Consider the following 21393-nt stretch of genomic DNA (forward strand, 5'->3'; position numbering starts at 1 on the left):
GATGTGTGCCGCACTGATGTGGTGCGTAAAGCAGTTTGGGTGATGTGGCGGCGATTTAACTTTTTGATAAATAGACATTAATAAGATTGGCATGTGGATTGCTGAAAGATGGTCATGAATATAAATACTTTTTTCGATGAAATGCGTACCTCAACCGGCAGTGTGCGGCGGCTGTATCAACCCTTCGCGGAGTGGTTGAGCAGTACCGATCACGCCCAGTTGATGCAAAAGTCCCGAGAAGCGGAAATGCTGTTTCGGCGGGTGGGTATTACTTTTAATGTCTACGGCGACGAGGCGGGTGCCGAGCGCTTAATTCCGTTTGATGTGGTGCCGCGGATTCTGGCCGCCACGGAATGGCGGGTATTGTCGGCTGGCGTGATTCAGCGGGTCACGGCGCTGAATGCGTTTTTGAACGATCTGTATCACGATCAGGAAATCATCAAAGCCGGTATCGTCCCCGCCAGCATTCTGGAAAACGAGATGTATCGGCCGGAAATGCAGGGCGTGGACGTGCCGGGCGGGATTTATGCGCATATCGCCGGCGTCGACATCGTACGTACCGCCGAGAACGAATTTTATGTGCTGGAAGACAATCTGCGCACACCGTCCGGGGTTTCCTACATGCTGGAAGACCGCAAGATGATGATGCGTCTGTTCCCGGAACTGTTTCGCCGTTATGCGGTAGCGCCGGTCGAGCATTATCCGCAGGTGCTATTGAACAATTTGCGGGCGGTGGCGCAGCCCGGGGTTTATGACCCGACTGTGGTGTTGTTGACTCCTGGCGCCTATAACAGTGCGTATTTCGAACATGCGTTTCTGGCGCAGCAAATGGGTATAGAACTGGTAGAGGGCCAGGACTTGTTTTGCAAGGACAATGGAGTGTTCATGCGCACCACGGAAGGCCCAAAGCGCATTGACGTGATTTATCGGCGCATCGACGACGATTTTCTCGATCCGCTGGCGTTTCGTGAAGATTCGATGCTGGGTGTGCCGGGCTTGGTCTCGGTGTATCGCAATGGGGGCGTCACGCTGGCTAACGCGATTGGCACGGGAGTGGCAGACGACAAAGCCACCTACACCTACGTACCCGAGATGGTGCGTTTTTATCTGGGCGAGGAGCCTATTTTGTCCAATGTGCCCACGTATAAACTGGAAAATCCCGACGATTTGAAATATGTGTTAGAGCATCTGGAGGAGCTGGTGGTCAAGGAAGTGCAGGGTTCCGGCGGTTATGGCATGTTGGTGGGGCCGACCTCGTCCAAACAGCAGATAGAGGATTTTCGGGCGCGGATTTTGGCCGAACCCGACAATTACATCGCCCAACCGACTCTGGCTTTGTCGACTTGTCCGACGTTGGTTGAACAAGGGGTGGCGCCGCGCCATGTGGACTTGCGACCGTTTGTGTTGTCCGGCAAAACCACCACGCTGGTGCCGGGCGGCTTATGCCGAGTAGCGATGCGGGAAGGTTCACTGGTGGTGAACTCCTCGCAGGGCGGCGGCACTAAGGACACTTGGGTATTGCACGGAGACTCAACATGCTAAGCCGCACCGCCGACCATCTTTACTGGATGGCCCGTTATATCGAGCGCGCCGAGAATATGGCGCGGGTGCTGGACGTGACTTATCGGATGTCACTGGTCGCCAATAGCGCCTACGACGAAGCCGCACGCTGGAAACCCCCGGTGCAGATTGCCGACGATATCGAGGCTTTCGAGAAAAACTACTCCGGCTACACTGCGGTCAATGTGATTCAGTTCATGGCTTTGGATGAGCGTAACCCGTCCAGCATCGTCAGTGCTCTTAACTCGGCGCGCGAAAACGCGCGTGCCGTCCGAGTGGCGATGTCTTCGGAAATGTGGGAGACCGTCAATGCCTTATGGTTGGAACTTAGGCAACGGATTCGACAAGGTTTACGAGAAGCTGAGATCAGCGAATTTTGCGATTGGGTGAAATCGCGTTCGCACCTGTTTCGCGGTGTTACCTTTGGCACCATGTTGCGCGACGACAGTTACAAGTTTGTGCGTTTGGGCAGCTTTGTCGAACGGGCCGACAATACCGCTAGACTCCTGGATGCCAAGTATCAATTGCTGTTGCCGGCCGTGGAAGCTCCCGAGGGCCAGGTCGATTATTACGAATGGAGTTCCTTGCTGCGTTCGGTGTCTGCATTCGAGGCCTATCAAAAAGTGTTTAGAGACACCATCGAGCCCTGGAAAGTGGCCGAGTTACTGGTTTTACGCGACGACATGCCGCGTTCTTTGCATGCCTGCTACGACGAATTGGCGCCTATCCTGGAGCAACTGTGTCGGCAGCGGGGCCGGGAGTGTCTGCGCTTGGCCGGCGAAAATCATGCGCGGCTGCATTATGGGCGGATGGCCGACATTTTTAAGACGGGCTTGCATCAGTTTTTGCAGGATTTCATTTTGCGCAACAACGCGCTCGGCGTTGAAATTCAGCGGGCCTTTCTTAATGGGCCGGAATAAGTCCTTGCGTAAACAGTGCTGTAAGTAATTGCTGCACCGACTGTTTAAGCAAAATTTTGGCGATTCAGCCTGGCGGACAAATAGAGTTAGAGGAAAACGGATGATAAATTCACTGATCCACCCCAAACAGGGCGACAAGGCCAATTCGCCCTGGTTTGACGAGTTTCTGGTCAAGTTGCTGGAAAACCGGGATCGAACCGGCCTGACCGAAATGATCCGCGAAATCGATGCGTTAATGTTGACGGTGGAGCCAGGCTGTTCGGCGGCCTATGTCAGCGAATTGGCCTTGATGACGCCTTACCACTATTTGGTCACTTTACAGTCCGAGAGCCATTGGACTCACGTGCTGCGGATTGATATGAATTCGCCGGACTTGTTGGTGCGGGAAGTGCGTGCACCCGGTCGGGCTGACATTTTCCGCAGTCTGAACGAGGTGTATCCGATTGGTGCCCACAAGCCTAACTCGCGCTATATGGGCGAAATTTTCCGGGTCAGCAATTTGCACGAAGTGGTCGAGCAGCAAAAAGCCAGGGAAATCCGTTTCTTCAATCAGGATCAAATCCGCAAACTGGAATTGCCCGGCAATATGGCCATCGTCAAACCGTCGCCGTATACCCATAACATCGTTGCATACTGGGAGCGGCCGCCGGAGGACATCAGAGTATATGCCTTGGGAAACAGCATCATTCTCGACGAAGTGAATCGCGGCTATCTGCAAGCTAAGGAAATTCAGGAAGAATTGGGTCTGGATAAACTTATCCGGCCCATCGATCATTTAGCTACCCGGGTTTACAGCCAGAATCGGGAAGTGGCGATTTTGGAATATTTGACGCTCTCCAGTTATTACTATTGGGGGTCCTACGATATTGCCAATCAGAATTCTTCAACCAACGTGACCAAAAGCATCCATTATCCCGAGGAACGCATTAGTCCGGCCAAAGTGTTTACCGCGGCCAATCATCCGTATTTTGTCAATCACCTGGTCGGCTTGCCGTCGCCCACCGAAAGTTTTGTACGCAACTATGGACCGCGCTTGCATCATGTGGCTTTGGAGGTAGCGGACGGTGAGATCAACGGCCAGGCCAATATCGATTATGTAGTGCAGGCTATCCGGGCCAGAGGTAAGGACTTTCTGCTGGATGTGATCGGATCGCGTGAGGAAGGTTTGAAACAGATTTTTTCCAGTGCTTCCGAGCATTCGTCGTTGATCGTGGAATACGTCCAGCGTTTCGGTAATTTCGATGGTTTTTTCACCAAGCAGAATGTTGCTGAATTAACGCACGCGGCCGGGGTAGAGGAAAATCTACGCTTGTTGCAGGCAGAGAGTGAAGCAGCCAGTCCGGTGTCAGCATGAGTATCAGAGTCGCGATTAACCACAAAACCAGTTACCACTACGATCATCCGGTCCAGTTGACGCCGCATGTGCTGCGGCTGCGGCCGGCTTCACATTCGCGGACGGCGGTCAGTGCCTATTCACTGACCATCAAACCGGATAAGCACTTCATTAACTGGCAGCAGGATCCGTTTGGCAATTATCTGGCGCGCTTGGTGTTTCCGGAAAAAACCACCGAATTTTCGATAGAAGTGGATCTGATTGCCGATATGACGGTGATCAACCCCTTCGATTTTTTTCTGGAGGAATACGCGGAATATTATCCGTTTGCTTATCCTGAGCAATTGGCCAAAGAACTGGCGCCGTACCTGGAAATTCGCGAGCAGGGGCCTTTGCTCAAAGGCTTTTTGGCCGGCTTGAAGCGGGATAAACAAGGCATCGTCGATTTTCTGGTCGGCATCAATCAAGCCGTGAACCAGGTCGTCAACTATGCAATCCGCATGGAGCCGGGCGTGCAAAGTTGCGAGGAAACCCTGGAAAAAAAGTTGGGTTCCTGTCGAGATTCCGGTTGGTTATTGGTGCAGGTATTGCGGCACATGGGTTTGGCAGCGCGCTTTGTATCGGGATATTTGGTGCAGTTGGTGGCGGATGTGAAATCGCTGGACGGGCCGTCGGGTACCGATCACGATTTCACCGATCTGCACGCCTGGGCCGAGGTGTATATTCCCGGCGCCGGCTGGATAGGTATGGATCCGACGTCCGGACTGTTTGCCGGAGAGGGCCACATTCCCTTAGCCTGTACTGCCGATTATGTCAGCGCGGCGCCGGTCAGCGGCGGCTTTATCGGCAAGGCCGAGACTACCTTCGATTTTTCCAATCGTGTCAGCCGCATCCATGAAGATCCCAGGGTTACCAAACCTTATACCGATAGGCAATGGGCAGACATTGAGCGTCTGGGCGAAAAGGTTGATGCCGAGCTGAAAGCGGGTGATGTGCGCTTAACCATGGGCGGCGAGCCGACTTTTGTGTCCATCGATAACATGGATGCGCCGGAATGGAATACCGATGCTGACGGCGAGGAAAAGCGCAAGTTGGCCGGAAAATTGGTCAGACGTTTGCGCGACAGCTTTGCGCCGGGCGGGCTATTGTATTTCGGCCAGGGCAAATGGTATCCCGGCGAGCCGTTGCCGCGCTGGCAGTTGGCGTGTTTCTGGCGCAAGGACGGCAAACCGATTTGGAAGAATCCGGCCTTATTGGCGGATGAGACCCGTGATTATGGATTCGATCTCAAGCATGCGGATGCATTTATCCGTGATTTGGTCAAACGGCTGGGCGTGGCCGACGAGTTCATTCTGCCGGGTTTCGAAGATCCTCTTTACTACCTGTTACAGGAGGGATTGGTACCGAAAAACCTGGATCCTTTGCTAGTCGATTTGAAAGACGACTTAGAGCGTCAGCGCTTGGCCAAATTGCTCAGCGAGGATCTCGGCGCGCCGGTCGGCTATGTGTTGCCGCTGCATTGGAGCTATCAGGCCGGCTCTTGGAACAGCAGTGCTTGGGAATTCCGGCGTGGGGCGATGTTCCTGGTGCCTGGCGATTCGGCGATGGGTTTGCGTTTACCTCTGAACAGTTTGCCTTGGGTGCCGTTCGAAAAGCGCGATCACCCCCATGAACGTAGCCTGTACGAACCGGTGGAGCCTCTGGGCGATATTGATTCGGAAGTTAGCCGTCGTTACAGTCAAATGGCCAAGCAGGGACTACATCCGACCGAAATGGACGCAGCCGATGATGAGAGGCCGCACGATCCGGAATGGGTACCGCATACCGCTTTGTCGGTTCAGGCCCGTGAAGGTCGTTTATTTGTATTTGTGCCGCCCACGACCGAGTTGGAACACTACCTGGACATTATCGCGTCGGTGGAAGCTACGGCAGCGGCTTTGAAAATGCCTGTGGTAATAGAGGGGTATCAGCCGCCGCACGATTTGCGTCTGACCCGTTTGCCGGTGACGCCCGATCCTGGCGTGATAGAGGTGAATATTCATCCGGCCGCCAGTTGGAAAGAGCTGGTGCATAACACCACCACTTTGTACGAGTTGGCCCGGTTGACCCGGCTCGGCACCGAGAAATTCATGCTGGATGGCCGGCATACCGGGACCGGTGGCGGTAATCATGTGACCTTGGGTGGCATTACGCCGGCCGATAGTCCGATTTTGCGGCGACCGGATTTGTTGCGCAGCTTGGTCACGTATTGGCAGCATCACCCAGCCTTGTCCTATTTGTTTTCCGGCTTGTTTATTGGTCCAACCAGTCAGGCGCCGCGCGTCGACGAAGCGCGCAATGACAGTCTGTATGAGCTGGAAATTGCCTTTCAACAGATGCCGGAGGGCGAAGTGGCCGCGCCGTGGCTGGTCGATAGGCTGTTCCGCAATTTGTTGGTGGATATGACCGGCAATACGCATCGTAGCGAGTTTTGTATCGACAAACTGTATGCGCCGGGTACCGATGCTGGACGGCTTGGGCTCCTGGAGTTGCGTGCGTTCGAAATGCCGCCGCACGCACGAATGAGTTTGATGCAAATGCTGTTGCTGCGAACCCTGGCAGCTTGGTTTTGGCGCGAGCCCTACAAGAAGCCTTTGGTGCGCTGGGGGACGCAATTGCATGACCGGTTTATGTTGCCGCATTTCATTGCCAGCGATATTTACGATGTGGCGCGCGATCTGCAAGCTGCGGGTTATGAATTCAAGACGGAATGGTTCGCGCCGTTTTTGGAATTCCGGTTTCCTAGAATCGGTAGTCTGCGGGTTAACGATCTGCAATTGGATCTGTATCAGGCTATTGAGCCGTGGCACGTGTTAGGCGAAGAAATCACCAGCAGCGGCACCGCCCGTTATGTCGACTCCTCGGTGGAGCGCTTGCAGGTGTCGCTGACTGGAGCGATGGGTGAACGCTATGCCTTAACCTGTAATGGTCGCAGGGTGCCGTTAAAGGCCACCGGCAAGCAAGGAGAGCTGGTGGCGGGTATCCGTTATCGGGCTTGGAACCCGCCGTCGGCTTTGCATCCCTCTATCGGTGTCCAGGCTCCGCTGGTATTTGATTTGGTCGATACCTGGAACGGTCGGTCTATCGGCGGTTGCACGTATCATGTCTCTCACCCCGGCGGCCGCAACTACGACACGCTGCCAGTTAATGCTTACGAGGCTGAAGGACGTAGGGTTAGTCGTTTTTGGCAGCACGGGCATACGCCGACCGAAACCGTGTTGGAATTACCGAGTGAGGAGTTCAATAAAGACTATCCGTTTACGCTGGATTTACGTTGGAATGCGAGCTAGATAGAACGAGGAAATTAAAAAAATCTAATCAGTGAGTGTCGGTTTTTTTTACAATTTTGCTTGAAATTGACTCGATTTGCTATACCATCCTTACCTGAGGAACGAGACAAAGCGGCTATAGCTATTTGAACTTGTTATGAATATTTGTTTATAGGGTGGGGTGTATCTTGAATCGACAGAAGCAGTCTTTCGATCATTGTTTCGAGGTATTTTTGGCTGATACGCCGGAAAGTAAAAAAATTCATTATCAACTCAGATACCGGGTTTATTGCGATGAAATGGGCTTCGACGATACGGAGCGGTTTCCGGCGCAGCAAGAAATCGACGAATGGGATAAAAACGCAGTTCATTTTTTAGTCAGGCATAAATATACTCAGCAGTGGTTGGGCGGGCTGAGGATGGTCATGCCCAAAGGTCACGTTTTTCCGTTTCAAGAAAGCAGTAGTTCACATCAACGGTTACCAAACGGCAGATACAAAAATTCCGTTGAAATTTCCAGGCTATGCGTTATTAAGGAAGCAAGGCGCTTTGCCTTCAGAAACCCGGCTATAGAGGTTGCTGAAGAAAATCGCAAAATTAGTTTTCTGCACGATTACCGCAATATCAATAGAGACATAATGTGGGGACTGTATCGGGCTGCGGCGGTTTATTCCGTCCAGCAGGGCATTAGACATTGGTATATGTTAGCCAACCCGGCACTGGCGTACAGTATTAAGATACAAGGCTTAGATATACAGCAACTGGGCGATGCTAGTCGTCAAAGTGCACGTCTGCTGTATTATTTAAATACAAAGCAAGTGCTGGAAAACTCTTTATGGTTTGAGGGTTACCGACACGATTTTCGCTTATATTCGGATATTGCAACTGACGTTCCTGTCGATATGAGGGGGCGCCAGGTAAAGCAAATCGGCGTTATTTCTTATGTGTCGAGAATCTGATTTATCCGTTTAAATCCGCCGCGTAAAACCCTAGCCTGCAATTATCAACCGTTCTCGCTGGTAGGCCTTCTATGTCAATCCTGGTGTTCATCAGTATGATTACGCAGCAAAGCTTGCAGTCCGTATTTTTCAAATAAACCGTACAAGGTTGGCCTGGTAACACCTAATAATTTAGCTGCTTCGGATATGTTATTGTCTGCGTAGGTCAGTGCGCGTTTGATGGCGATCGTTTCTGCCGCTTCTCGTACCGATTTGAGATTCAGCGGCATAGACTTGTCGCTATCGGTACCAATTTCCAGCTCTTCGGCGGTGACGAAATTGTTGTCGGATAAAATGACCGCACGTTTGATTTTGTTCTCCATCTCCCGAATGTTGCCAGGCCAGTTATAAGCTTCAAGAGCACGAGCGGCGTCGTGGGAAAAATGTTTTTCTTTGGAGTTGTTTTCGCGGCAATAGCGCTGTAGCAAAGCATTAGCTATCGTAATAATGTCGCCTTCGCGTTCGCGTAGTGGGGGAATGTCAACGACGATCTCACTGAGCCTGTAATATAAGTCGCCCCGGAAATTACCTTGCGCAATGAGGTCGGGTAAATGGCGATGTGTTGCACATATAATGCGCACATCCACGGCAATTTCCTTTCTACCCCCTAACCGTTCTATGACCCGTTCCTGGATAAATCGCAGCAATTTTGCTTGCAAGGCAAAAGGGAGGTCGCCGATTTCGTCTAAAAAGAATGTGCCGCCCTGCGCATATTCGATTTTGCCTTTGGTTTGCGCGACTGCGCCGGTGAATGCACCTTTCTCGTAGCCAAATAATTCACTCTCTAACAATGTTTCTGGTATGGCCGCACAGTTTACCGCTACAAACGGTTGTGAGGCGCGTGTGCTCAGGCGATGTAAGGCTTTTGCCAATAGCTCTTTACCGGTGCCGCTTTCGCCGATTAGTAAAACGGTTGCTTGAGTCGGTGCAATTTTTTCAATCATCCGCATGACCGCCTGCATTTGCGGACTGGTGGCGATCACGCCGGTCAGGGGCTTTTGTTGCTGCAATATTTGGTAGTCGCGCTCCAATGCGTCGAGTTGAAACGCTCTTTCTATAATCAGGCCCAAGACGTCCGGGTCTACCGGCTTTTGATAAAAGTCATAAGCACCTAAGGCTACTGCATGAATCGCATTTGCGCGATCATCATTGCCGGTTACCACGATTATCTTGGTGGCCGGTGCTAATGCGAGAATTTCCTTGAGAGTGGCGAGTCCTTCAGTGGCGTTGGTGGGGTCGGGCGGTAAACCAAGATCCAAGGTAACGACGCTTGGCGTATATCGTCTAAGTGCAGCTATTGCTTCGTCTCTATTACTTGCTATTACTACTTCGTATTGCTCGAAGGCCCATTTCAGTTGTTTTTGTAAGCCTAGGTCGTCCTCGATAACTAACAGTACTTTAGAAGTGATCATTATTTCCTTGATTTGCGGAAACTCGCTGAGCTAATGGTAATTGGATGGTGAAAGCAGTGCCGCGGCCTGGATTGCTATCGACCCGGATATTTCCGGACTGCTTTAGAATGTAATCTCGGGCTTCGTAGGCGCCGATGCCCATTCCGGCGTTGCCTTTTGTCGTATCGAACGGCTTGAATAGGCGTTCTGCAATGAACTGTTGGTCCATACCTATGCCGTTATCGATAATTTTGATGACAGCATAGTCTTGGTTTTTTGTTAATTCAAGCTTAACCCATCCATCGCTTGTCGCTATGGCGTCTTGGGCGTTTTGAACTAAATTCGTCAAGATATTGGTCAGTTTGATTTTGTCGGCCGTCACGAAGCACTCGCTGAGTGTTGTGTCCATCTGCAACGGCGGAGCGCCGAGATGTTGTTGCGCGATGTTTTTAACCAATTCCACCAAATTGATGAAGGTATTGGCTGTGGTTGTGTTGGTCTCGCCTTGTTTTAACTGTTCGACAATATGGTGCATTTTTTTGACCACATTATTTAGTGTGTCTATGGTATCGTCGAAGAAGTCCGGGTTATGTTTATGCTTTTCCGCGTTTTTTACTATCAAGGAGATCTGGGCCACCAGATTTTTGAGGTCATGTACCAAATATGCTGAAAGGCGGTGATAAGTTTCAAATTGACGATTATTGGCGAGTTCTTCACTTGTCCGGTTGAGAGCGAGGGCGTTGGCAAGTTGCATTCCCACAGTTTTTAAAAGATCGTGGTCTTCCCAGTCAAGCTTTCGTGGCGCGCGCGCCTGTGTTAACACGACAAAAGCTTCAAGTTTGTTTAGGTGAAATAGCGGCACTATCAGCCATACTTGGCTATCTTCGTAGCACCACGGCGATAGATCTATGTCGTCGTATACTTCCGGAGCATGAGCCAGTTCGAAAAAATCGATGACCCATTGCTTGTTCGCTAAATATTGAGGCAGGTCGCCGATGTTGTGGAGATATTCAATTTCTTGCGGAGTGAGTTTGAGGTTTTGTTCTGCAGCTAGAAAAAAATGGCCTTGATCGTTTTTTAACCACAAACCGCCTCCTGCGCTTTCTACTAGGTCCGTTAAAGTAGTTATGATGAATCCTTTCAGTTCCTCAAGCGACTCAAGTTTTGCCAATGATTTGCTGATTTTGAGCCACTCTTCGCGGTAATCGTAGCTGTAGTGGAAAAAGTGCTTACTAAAATACACCTTGGAGATCGCTCGTATTTTTCCAGATGTAAACGGGATAATCAGCAGGAGAATGGCGAGAAAAATAAACAGAGTTTGTGCAGCCTCACCCCATTCGGTATTTGCGCGTTTGATATAAAAACCGGCAAACGACATAAGGATTAAATAGATGCCGCAACCGAGGAGAATCGTTGAGTAAAAAATAGTTTTGCGAGGTGTTGTCAGTTCCGTACTTTGGCTGTTAAGCTTTAGTCGGGTCAATGTGACTGCTAAAAGTGGTGTCATGAGTGCGTTAATGACACCTCGTGACTGCCAGAGCTCGAAGTCCAGGCTGTTGAATAGCAGTGATTTGCTGTAAACGAGCAAATCGAATGCGAATAGCGAGCCAAGGCTTATACACAGAAATTTGAGATTCCACCTTTGCTTCAGGGGGGTGCTGCGATAAAGCTGCTCAACCAGGATGAGGCCAAATACAGCGGATACAACGTGCGATGTGAAACGAGGATCGACGTTTAGATGTTCTCGGATTAGGGTTAGGCTGCCAGGGAAGATCTCGATACCTAAAACCAGCATTAGAATCAGGGTAACGACTACGCTAACGTTCGACTTAAATATTTGCTTGTGATCGTTGTATATTTGTTTGGACAGCAGCGTTCCAAGTTGAAGAAACCAAGATGCATTCCGGAGAGTTTCGTACGGTAGCGTGTCAGCGAAGAAGAAATGGCTATTTTTTGTGGCGATTATCACGCTTGTGCACCATGCTAACGAGCACAAAACTGCTATTATGAAAGGCAGATGCCAGTTTTTCCTAAAGCAAGCGTATAAAAGTAAAAAACCATAAGCGATGGTTGCGCTTAAGTAGCTGTAATAAATGTAGCTTTGCATTTAGCGTCGATGTTTAAGTGTTTTTTCAATACGTATAATCATTATACGACCTTATAAGCAGTAGGCAGGATCATTACTTTGCAGATTCAGGCTGACATGAAAGAATTATTTAGTGACGTACTAGCTAATGCGCAATTCTCTGACGGTTCCGGCTGGAAACGATATCGCCTAAATGCGGGTGAGACCATCGTAAAAAAAGGCCAGCAAGGAAATACATTATTTCTCATAGAAGAAGGTGTTGTTAGAGTGTTGGGCGGTGCAGAGCTGGATGGGAATCGTAGAATAAGTCCAGGTCTCTGTGATTTAGATGCTGGGGCGGTATTTGGGGATGTCTGTTTGTACGAGCCCAGGGAGAGAACGGCCTCTGTTGTTTCATTGACTGATGTGTGTCTACTTGAAGTTCGTAGTGATATGTTGAGCGTTTATTTGGACGATCATCCGGTGCAGGGTTATTTATTTTTGAAGGGCTTGTTTCAAGCTATGTCTAATCGTTTGGGATTGGCAAATGATCGAATAGAGCATTTACTGGCGTGGGGAATTAAAGCGCATGACATCGATAAATATTTGTAGTTGGATGATGCTCGTGAAAATGAGAGGGCAAGATGGATGTGGGGCCTAAGTTATCACTGGCAGAAAGTTTTAGCCGTTACTTCAAGGTGGGGCTCGCTGAAAGCGATGCTCAGAAGGAATTTGTTTTTCAAGTAAGGTACCGTGTTTATTGTGAAGAGTTTAAATATGAACCTGTTGAACGTTTTGCTAATCGCCTTGAAGTAGACGAATACGATCAATATTCCCGCCACTGTTTGATTACGCATTTGCAAACTGGTATCCCTGCTGGTTGTGTAAGAATGGTTCCTGCTATCGGGGAACGACAGAATAAGCCATTGCCGTTAGAAAAATACTGTGGAGCTAGTTTAGACAGCAAGCTTATAGATAATTTAAAGCTACAAAGAAATACAGTATGCGAAATATCAAGATTAGCTGTGGATGGGGCGTTTCGTAGACGTACCGGCGAGACTCTAACCCGCTTCGGTGAAATTAACGGCTTACAGTTTTCGCCTCAAGAGCAGAGGACTTTTTCGTCAATAGCAGTTGCTTGTTTTTTTGCCGCAACAGTCCTAACAGAGGTTGATGGACGTACAAATGTGTTTGCGATGATGGAGCCGTTCTTGCCGCGGCTGATGCATCGGTCAGGTATAGATTTTCAACGAGTTGGTAAGGATATTGACTATCATGGTATACGAGCACCTTATTTCATTACTACTCAGGCTGTTTTAGAAAATATGCATCCCGATTTGCTAGAGTTATATTCCTGGATAAAAGAAAATATTGTTAATTAATATGGCGGGATCGAATGTAATTATATATTTCTAGGCGATTAGTAAGTAGTCAAATAAAATATTGGGGTTTTGGTAATAGGATGAAAAGAAAAATAATCAGTTCCGTAGTTCTTGCATGTACGTTTTTATTGCAAACAGCGGCATGTTCCTCGCCGGAGGAATCTGCTCGGAGTCATTTACAAAAAGGTAAGGAGCTTTTTGAAAAAGGGGAATTTGATAAGGCCTTGCTTGAGTTGAAGACAGCCAGTCAAAGCAGCGATAAGTTTGGTGAGACCTATTTGTATATGGCCCTATTGGACGAAAAAAATAATAATTTCAAGTCGATGCGGCAAAACCTGATTAGGGCCTTAGAATTAGAGCCAAGTTTGACTTCCGCAAAAATAAAACTAGGCAAGCTCGATATTGTTTTTGGAGATCTGGAGAAAGCATTGGAGCAAGCGGAGTCAGTTTTGACAAGTGACTCAAGCAATATTGATGCAAAAATGATCAAGGCATCGGTTTATATTAAGCAGTTGAAAAAAGATCAAGCAGCAGAAATAGTTGATTTTGTTTTAAAAGATAGCCCGGATAATGTTGAGGCTTTGTCATTGCAAGCTGCTTTATTTGCTGAAAAAAATGAAATAGATCAAGCTTTGGGGGCAGTAAATAAGGCATTGGGAGTACAGCCCGCAAACCTTCCTTTGCGCTTATTTAAGATAAAACTGGATGCAGGGCTGAATAACATAGATAGCGTAATAAAGGGTTATCAGGAGCTTATTCAGTTATACCCAGATGCCGGTAACTTTAAGCTGAGCTTGGCTTCCATTTACTCGATGACTGATAAGCTTGAGGAGGCGGAGAGACTATTGAGGGAAATGGTCGAAAAATCAAATGATAAAGTCGAGCCTGAAATAGTTTTGATCGAATTTTTAAATGCTCGTGCTAAAGATCGAGTGATTTCGGAGTACAAGGCTATGCTTAACCGCCATCAAGGGCAACCTAAGGTGTTGTTAGAGCTCTCGAAATGGATGGTTGCGTCAGGATATGCTGAAACTGGTAAGGAAGGGTTAGAACAAGTTGTTCAGCTAGAAAAGAATAACGAAGCAGGCTTGTCAGCCCAAGTCATTCTTGCGGAAATTGCGCTAACGGAAAAGCAGTTTAGTGCTGTAGAAAGCTCTTTAAAAGATATTCTTAGTATTAATTCGGAATTGATTCAGGCAAATTTGCTTAAAGGTCGTTTTTTGCTGGCTCAAAATAAAACGGATGAAGCTATTGAGTTCCTTAATAAACTTGTATGGAACAAAACTAATGCAGACGACGTTTATTCTTTGCTAGGTGATGCTTATTTAATAAAACAGGATCGGAAACAGGCTGAGAAAAGTTTTAAACAGGCGTTAGAAGTTAATCCAGCAAATTTGGCTGCCTTTTCTCGTGTATATAGTAACTACGTACAGGCCGGGCAAAATGAAAATGCTAGGCAATATCTTGAAAAGGCGTTATCGCTAAAACAAAACGACATTTTATTACTTACTAGTAAGGCTGAGTTGGATATTTTAGAGAAAAAGTGGGATGGCGCCCAAGAGTCTATTCAACGGCTAGCACTTTTTTCTAAAGATAAGGCGATGCCTATATATCTTCAAGCCAATGTTTTACAGGGTAAAGGTAAGTATGCTGAGGCAATTAGCTTGTATGACAAGTTGATACAACAGTATCCTAATCATTTAAATTCTTTGATTAATTTAGTCAGATCTTACGAGGCTCTTGGGCAAAGAGAGAATGCTGTTGCGTATTTGGAAAAGCACCATGTAAAGTATCCTGATCAATTAAATACTGTTGGCGTGCTGAGTGATATATACATTGCAAATAATGATTATGTAAAAACCAAAAAGCTGCTGACGGATCAGGTTAAACATACTCCAAAAGCAGCATCGATTTATCTCGCTCTAGCAAGGGTTGAGGCAATGATGAATAAAAATATTTCTTCAGCCAAAGATGTGTATTTGCGAGGATTGGAAGTCAATCCAAATGATCCTCAGTTAGCTATGGCTCTAGCTGCTTTGTATGAACAATTAAACGAAAAGGAAAATGCAATCAGGGTGTATAAAGCAGTACTCGATAAGAATCCCGATAATAACTTAGCTATTAACAATTTGGCCTCGTTATTGATAGAGTCAAACAGTCACGATGAGATTAGTCAAGGAATGGAGTTAGCAAAAGTATTTAAAGATTCCGAGAATTCGTATTTTCAAGACACATACGCTTGGGCATTAATTAAAGCTGGTAGTAATGAGGAGGGGCTGAAGTTATTACAGTCCTTGATTCTAAAAGAGCCTAAACTGCCTGAGTTTAGATATCACTTAGGAGTTGCGCACATGAATGCTGGTAATAAAGCGACTGCGATAAGTGAGCTTAAACAATCTATTAGTTTGTCTGAAAAACAGAAGCGAAATTTTTCCGGTAAAGATAACGCAAAAAAGATCCTTGAAGAAATAGAGAATTGAGCAGGTAATTGGGTAACTACTTAGATTATGATTATGCGGATATTTAAAAAAAAGTTGTTGTATTGTTTGATAGCATTTGCCCTTATTTCTAGTATTGTTGGGTGTTCCCAGCCTTTACTTGAGGATATGCAACAGACTGCTGACTATACTTATCAGATAGGGCCTGGCGATAGTGTCAATATTTTTGTTTGGGGCAACCCAGAGTTATCTACATCAGCGCCAGTGCGTCCGGATGGAAAGATAACTGTTCCTTTAGTAGAAGAATTGTTGGCCAGTGGTAAAACGCCATTTGAACTTGCTCGGGACATTGAGAAGGTGCTTTCGACTTATATAAAAAGTCCACAGGTAGTTGTTATGGTTAGCGGATTCAAAGGGATTAGCACTCAGCAAATCAGGGTCATTGGGAGAATTGGCGGTGGCGGTGGCGGTGGTGGAGCCAGTGGTGGAACTGGTGGTGGTGGCGTAGGACGTTACCAGGGTAAATCCATTCCATACGAGAGGGGAATGACGCTATTGGATGTTATTATTCAAATTGGTCTGAACCAATATGCTGATGGTAATAGAGCCAGTGTTATCAGGGATGTGAATGGAGAATTGAAGCCGTTTGGCGTAAGGATTGACGACCTTATTGATGATACAGATTTGTCAGCTAATGTCTTGATGATGCCTGGGGACATTTTGATTATTCCCGATGCGTATTTTTAAGTGTTTGTAAGAAGGTAGACTTTTTCTGTAGGTAGTATGTCCATTAATTCTAGATTGAAAACAACGGCTAGTTAATATGCAGCAAGATCTTTCCGAAGTTTATTTTTATTTGAAAGGTACTTTAAAGTACAAGCGCCTTGCCATCGTTTTCGCTTTGGTTGTTTGTTCAGCTGCTTGGGCGTACATTTTTATGATGCCTGATAAATTTGAATCGAAAGCCAAAGTTCATATTGATTCAGCTACAGTGATTAGGCCTCTCATGAGAGGTATGGTTATAGAGCCTGATATATCTGCGCTGATCAGAATAATCCAGCAGCTAATGTTTACGAGACCTAATCTTGAAAAAATTATTTCGCTATCTCAGCTAAGTAGATCGCAGGATAGCTCAGGATCTGCTACGGAATTGATTGAGAAACTTAAGAAGGACATAACAATTGCAGGAGGCAGAGGAGATATATTCGATATTGCTTATACCTCACAAGATCCTGAAGTTGCGAAGAGTGTGGTCCAGGCTGTTCTTACAGTGTTTTCTGAACAAACAGAGGGCAAAGCATTGGCTGACGCGAGTGATGCGCAACGTTTCATCGAACAGCAGATACGAGAATACGAGATTAGGCTGCAAGATGCTGAAAAAGCGAAAGAAGAATTTAAACGCGCAAACATTGATTTACTTAACGGCTCAGATCAATTTCAGAGTTTGCAGAAAATGAAGGAGCAGTATCTAGATGCCAACACGGCTCTAGAGCAAGCTATTTCTCGACGAAATGTTTTAGCGGAGCAGGTTGCTGAAATCCAAGAGTCTGAGGAAGACTGGGGTCTACCGACATCCACTCAGGAAGTATCTGCGGATAATGCAAGGATAGAATCTCTGAAAGATAAGCGCACTGAATTGTTGCTTAAATATACCGAACGCCATCCGGAAATAATTGAAATCGATAAGTTGATTGACACGCTGAAAACTCAAGAGAACCAAGCTAAGACGAGTCAGTCGCAAGTCAATGGAGATATACAGGCAGGGCTTTCCGAAAGTATTGGTGCAGAGAAAATGGCAAATCCCTATGTTCAGGCGTTAAAAATGGGGTTTGACAATGCTCAGGCTGAAGTTGCTTCTAGTCAAACTTTGGTTGAGTCAATTCGAAACAGGATAGCAAAGCTTGAAGAAGGTTTGAATGAAAGATTGACCATAGAAACGGAAATGAAAAATCTTAACCGGGACTATGAAACGATAAGCGGCAAGTACGCCGAGTTGCTGGATCGGCGTGAACAGGCTCATATTACCGAACGCGTTGATGACCAGACATCTCGTTTGAAATTTAAAATTGCTGATCCCCCTAGTAAGCCCAACAAGCCTAGCTCACCTAATAGAAAATTATTTTATTCTTTCGCGCTTTTGGTTGGGGTTATTTTGGGATTTGGTGTCGCGTTTTTGGTTTATTTTATACGTCCAGTGTTCATGTCAACGAGACAAGTAAGGATTGTGACCGGCCTACCATCCTTAGGTAGTGTGTCTCTTACCTCACAAGGCATAAGTCAGACTAATAATATTGACTGGTTACTTATTTCGACTTTTGCAATATTGCTAAGTGGTTATATCGGTATCATGATATTTGAGATACTCAAGTAAAGTCGTATTAAACAGGTAAACATATGAGCATTATAGAGAATGCGCTGAAAAAGGCAGGGAGCCAAGGGTTAGTTGTGGAAAATAATAGTCAAGAGTCGGCTACCACAGCTAAACCTGATAGGGGTTTCAGTGAAGCCAATTTAGAATCGACTGGGTTGCGGGAATCTTCCGGGGCATTTTCGCCCGAACAACAGGTTGTTGTTGATTGGGCTAGTTTGGCGGAAAACGGTTTTATAGATAATAATAACGCAAAATCTCAGCTAGCTGAAGAATTTAGAGTTATTAAGAGGCCTTTGGTAAACAATATACAGGGCGCAGAAAATAATGGAATTAATCGTTCTAATTTAATTCTTATTTGCAGTAGTTTGCCTGGGGAAGGTAAGACATTTGTTTCAATTAATTTGGCTTTGAGTATTGCTAACGAAAGAGATAAAAAAGTTTTGCTTATAGATGCTGATGTGGAAAAGCCAAGTATATCAAAACAATTAGGGATTAATAGCCCTCGAGGCTTAATAGAGTATTTAGAAGATGATAAAGTAACTTTTTCAGATATTTTGTTAAAAACAGATCTTCCAAATCTTAGTTTAATTACAGCGGGTAAAAGACATAAATACTCAACAGAGTTGTTATCAAGTCAACGGATGTATTTGTTCGCGGAAGAAGTGAGTCGGCGATACAAAGATCGAATTGTGATTTTTGATTCACCTCCGTTGTTAGTTGCTACTCAAGCCCAAATACTTGCGGAACTTGTAGGGCAAGTAGTGCTGGTGATTGCGGCGGAAGTAACCCCTCAGAGCGTGGTTAATGAGTCGGTTGCGAAGCTTAGTAATTGCGATGTTGTTATGACTCTTCTGAACAAAACAAGAAAAGAGATAGATATATACGGTCACAATTATAGTTATGGGAAATATGGACATTTGTGACAGTAATCGTCTTTCCGGTTTATCTCTAGCTACCTTGCTTTCTGGTTTAAGTGTTGGCATGGTTTTACATTCTAGCGTCGCAATGGCGCTAGATTGGAGATTTAGTCCGAGTTTATCGGCGAGTGAAATATTTTCTGATAATTTGGCGCTTTCTGAAAATAACAAAAAGAGCGGTTTTGTAACCGAGATTAGTCCTGGAGTTTCGTTGTATGGGAATTCTCCGTGGAGTAATTTCAATTTAAATTATCGTATGCAAGGTCTCTATAATGCGGGTGGTAGAGATGCTATAGATATAAATCATCAGCTTAATATGAATTCTTTGTATCAAGCTGTTCGTAACACCCTTTTTCTGGAAACTGCAAGCTCAATTAGTCAGCAAAATATTAGTAATTCGTTTGTTACGACTGATAATATTTCTGGGAACGGAGGGCGGACTGAAGTAAAGACATTTAGTATTTCACCCTATTGGACGCCTCGTTTTGGCCAGTTTGCAACGGGTTTAGCTAAAGTCGGTTATAGTAAGTCTTCCTTTGAGAATTTAAATGGATCTGCGGTCACTCCGCAGTTGTCAAGTTTAGTGTCTGATTCAGATACTATTACGCGCCAGGCTAGATTGTCCAGCGGCAGTTATTTTAATAGAATTAATTGGGGATTAAATTATTCGTCGCAAGAACAGAGTAGGGTTGTCGGTCAAGATGTTCGATTTGAACAATATCAAGGTAATGCTCGGTATTATATCAATAACAAATTTAACCTTTTCGGGCAAGCAGGGTTTGAAAATAACGATTTTCAGACCTCGGCCAACAGCATAAGTAATGGTTTTTTTTATACTGTAGGTGGTCAATGGACGCCAAGCAAGTGGTATTCGCTTGAGGTCGGTATTGGTAATAACAAGCATGCTACGTTGCAATTTAATCCATCGGAAAATCTCAGTTCGACTATTACGTATCGTAATAAAGATGTTGGGTTAAATACTGGCGATTCCTGGGATGCAAACTTTAATTATCGAGCTAAGCAGGCCACTATTGCATTCAATTATTCCCAGGAGACAACTACACAGCAGCAATTGTTTGCCGAGCAGGGTTTTTTTCTTCGGGATGCATCGGGTAGTTTGACTCAGGTGGTTAATACTCAAGATTTAATTGCTCAGGGATTTCTCACGCCGGGCCCTACTGATCCCGTGACTGGAAGATCATCTTTAATTCGAGGCCCCAATTTTAACAATACTCAATTAGTTTTCAATCCGTTTGATTTGGTCAACGACGTGATTATTAGAAAACGTGGAAATCTTTCTTTCTCGTACCAAACGGGCAAGAGCAGTTATACCGCTTCGGTATTTAACGAACGTAGAACATATGAGGTTCGTTCTGGAGAAGACATGTCATATGGTGTTACGGGTAGTTGGCAATGGCAATTTGCTTCTAGAATGGATCTTTATTTGCGGCCGTCTTGGCAGCACACCGACGGAGAGTTGACCAGCAATTCTCGATATGATGTTGCTTTGGGGGTTAGTAGGGGGATTCCGATTAATCTTGGGAGGCCCTTATTAATGGATACTCGGCTCGAGTTTCGACATATCAATCAAATATCTGATTCGTCTCAATTTAACGGTTATGTTGAAAACAGGGCGACAGCCAATTTTAACGTACGATTCTAAATAGAAACTACATGTACGACGGATTTTATAATCTCACCCAAAAGCCTTTTCAGTTAAGCGCAGACCCAGATTTCTTTTTCCAGAGCTCCGTGCATAAGCGTGCTTTAGCTTATATGCATTACGGCTTGACGCAAGGTGAAGGCTTTGTGCTCGTTATCGGCTCACCTGGCACAGGTAAAACTATGCTGGTAAAGAGTTTGATAAAAAATTTGAATAAGGAGAAATTGTTAATTGGTGTGATGATGACTTCTCAAGTGGGTCCCGAAGACACCTTGCGGATGGCTGCATCGACATTTGGTTTTTCATTTTCCCTAACGGATAAAGCTAGTTTATTATCGGGATTCGAAAAATTTATCGCTGAAAAAGCCAGAGAGGGAAGGCGATTATTGTTAATCGTAGATGAAGCACAAAATTTGCCTAAACAGTCCTTGGAAGAGTTGCGCATGCTTACCAATTTGGATGTTAACGGCAATCCCGTTTTTCAGGTGTTTCTGGTTGGGCAAACCGAATTGAAACGTACTATATACTCCGCGGATATGGAGCAGCTGAAACAACGGATTGTATCCACATTTCAACTTGATCCGTTGGATTTGGAAGAGACTAAAGAATATATACTTTTTAGGTTGCAAACTGCCGGCTGGACGGGAACTCCCGAGTTTACGCCCAGTGTTTTCGAGGTGATTCATGAGTTTAGTGGGGGTATTCCTAGGCGCATTAATTCCTTGTGTGATCGTCTACTATTGTTCGGTTATTTGGAGGAGTTGAAGCTGCTGGATGAGCAGGCGGTCACCAAAGTGATTGTCGAGGTTAAGGAAGAAATGTTACTCGAAGCCGCTGACGAGGAGTATGAGAATTCCATGCCGCCTTTACATCGTTTCAGTGGTGTTGACTCAGAATCTCTTGAGCATCGGATTGCCAGACTAGAAGAAGTTGTCACCAATCTTCGAAACAGTCTGAATAAAGAAAAAGCGTTACTTAGAAAAGCTATTCTGCTGCAATTGGATATGGATGCCGTATATAGCGATACAACAACCTCCCTGGATTAAA

15 protein-coding genes are annotated in these 21393 nt (G+C 46.0%); 13 read left to right on the forward strand and 2 right to left on the reverse strand.

What is annotated here, in order from left to right:
- The first annotated feature begins 108 nt into the window (after positions 1-108).
- The 5 genes from ACWAU0_RS12305 (at position 109) to ACWAU0_RS12325 (ending at position 8080) form a co-directional block, all read left to right on the forward strand.
- Positions 109-1542, forward strand: coding sequence for a circularly permuted type 2 ATP-grasp protein (locus ACWAU0_RS12305; RefSeq protein ID WP_171694496.1), 1434 nt, complete (start codon positions 109-111; stop codon positions 1540-1542).
- Complete coding sequence (locus ACWAU0_RS12310) at positions 1536-2480, forward strand: alpha-E domain-containing protein (RefSeq protein ID WP_033155700.1); 945 nt, start codon at positions 1536-1538, stop codon at positions 2478-2480. Before ACWAU0_RS12305 ends, ACWAU0_RS12310 begins: the two co-directional genes overlap by 7 nt.
- Before the next feature lie 100 nt (positions 2481-2580).
- Positions 2581-3834 carry a hypothetical protein gene (locus ACWAU0_RS12315; RefSeq protein WP_033155699.1) on the forward strand — a complete coding sequence of 418 codons (1254 nt, stop codon included), beginning with the start codon at positions 2581-2583 and terminating at the stop codon, positions 3832-3834.
- On the forward strand, positions 3831-7142 hold the full coding sequence (locus tag ACWAU0_RS12320; protein ID WP_458136843.1) for a transglutaminase family protein: 3312 nt from the start codon (positions 3831-3833) through the stop codon (positions 7140-7142). The genes ACWAU0_RS12315 and ACWAU0_RS12320 overlap by 4 nt, the downstream gene beginning before the upstream one ends.
- A 155-nt stretch (positions 7143-7297) precedes the next feature.
- The gene (locus tag ACWAU0_RS12325) at positions 7298-8080 is read left to right on the forward strand and encodes a PEP-CTERM/exosortase system-associated acyltransferase (RefSeq protein ID WP_494523174.1); all 783 of its coding nucleotides are present in this window, start codon (positions 7298-7300) and stop codon (positions 8078-8080) included.
- Positions 8081-8154: 74 nt separating this feature from the next.
- Here the strand turns inward: ACWAU0_RS12325 and prsR are convergent, their stop codons facing one another.
- Positions 8155-9531, reverse strand: a complete 1377-nt coding sequence (gene prsR, locus ACWAU0_RS12330) for a PEP-CTERM-box response regulator transcription factor (RefSeq protein ID WP_171694500.1) — start codon at positions 9529-9531, stop codon at positions 8155-8157.
- Entirely contained in the window at positions 9518-11617 is a 2100-nt protein-coding gene (gene prsK / locus ACWAU0_RS12335) for an XrtA/PEP-CTERM system histidine kinase PrsK (RefSeq protein ID WP_458136845.1), read from the reverse strand. The genes prsR and prsK overlap by 14 nt, the downstream gene beginning before the upstream one ends.
- Before the next feature lie 96 nt (positions 11618-11713).
- On the opposite strand from prsK, the gene ACWAU0_RS12340 reads away from it, so the two are divergent.
- The 8 genes from ACWAU0_RS12340 (at position 11714) to ACWAU0_RS12375 (ending at position 21392) form a co-directional block, all read left to right on the forward strand.
- Positions 11714-12187: a Crp/Fnr family transcriptional regulator gene (locus ACWAU0_RS12340; protein WP_033155694.1), complete on the forward strand. Its 474-nt coding sequence runs from the start codon at positions 11714-11716 to the stop codon at positions 12185-12187.
- Positions 12188-12219: 32 nt separating this feature from the next.
- On the forward strand, positions 12220-12957 hold the full coding sequence (locus ACWAU0_RS12345) for a PEP-CTERM/exosortase system-associated acyltransferase (protein ID WP_171694502.1): 738 nt from the start codon (positions 12220-12222) through the stop codon (positions 12955-12957).
- Positions 12958-13037: 80 nt separating this feature from the next.
- Positions 13038-15437: a tetratricopeptide repeat protein gene (locus ACWAU0_RS12350; protein WP_458136846.1), complete on the forward strand. Its 2400-nt coding sequence runs from the start codon at positions 13038-13040 to the stop codon at positions 15435-15437.
- Between the two features lie 33 nt (positions 15438-15470).
- Positions 15471-16142 (forward strand): polysaccharide biosynthesis/export family protein, encoded by a 672-nt coding sequence (locus ACWAU0_RS12355; protein WP_240618099.1) that lies wholly within the window; start codon positions 15471-15473, stop codon positions 16140-16142.
- 76 nt (positions 16143-16218) lie between these two features.
- Positions 16219-17766, forward strand: a complete 1548-nt coding sequence (locus ACWAU0_RS12360; RefSeq protein ID WP_033155690.1) for an XrtA system polysaccharide chain length determinant — start codon at positions 16219-16221, stop codon at positions 17764-17766.
- A gap of 23 nt (positions 17767-17789) precedes the next feature.
- A complete protein-coding gene (locus tag ACWAU0_RS12365; RefSeq protein WP_033155689.1) occupies positions 17790-18689 on the forward strand; it encodes an XrtA-associated tyrosine autokinase in 900 nt (299 codons plus the stop codon).
- A complete protein-coding gene (locus ACWAU0_RS12370; RefSeq protein ID WP_225892895.1) occupies positions 18667-20346 on the forward strand; it encodes a TIGR03016 family PEP-CTERM system-associated outer membrane protein in 1680 nt (559 codons plus the stop codon). The genes ACWAU0_RS12365 and ACWAU0_RS12370 overlap by 23 nt, the downstream gene beginning before the upstream one ends.
- 11 nt (positions 20347-20357) lie before the next feature.
- Positions 20358-21392, forward strand: coding sequence for an XrtA/PEP-CTERM system-associated ATPase (locus ACWAU0_RS12375; protein ID WP_033155687.1), 1035 nt, complete (start codon positions 20358-20360; stop codon positions 21390-21392).
- Position 21393: the final 1 nt, after the last annotated feature.

Source organism: Methylomonas sp. Uni0009 (assembly GCF_054188105.3).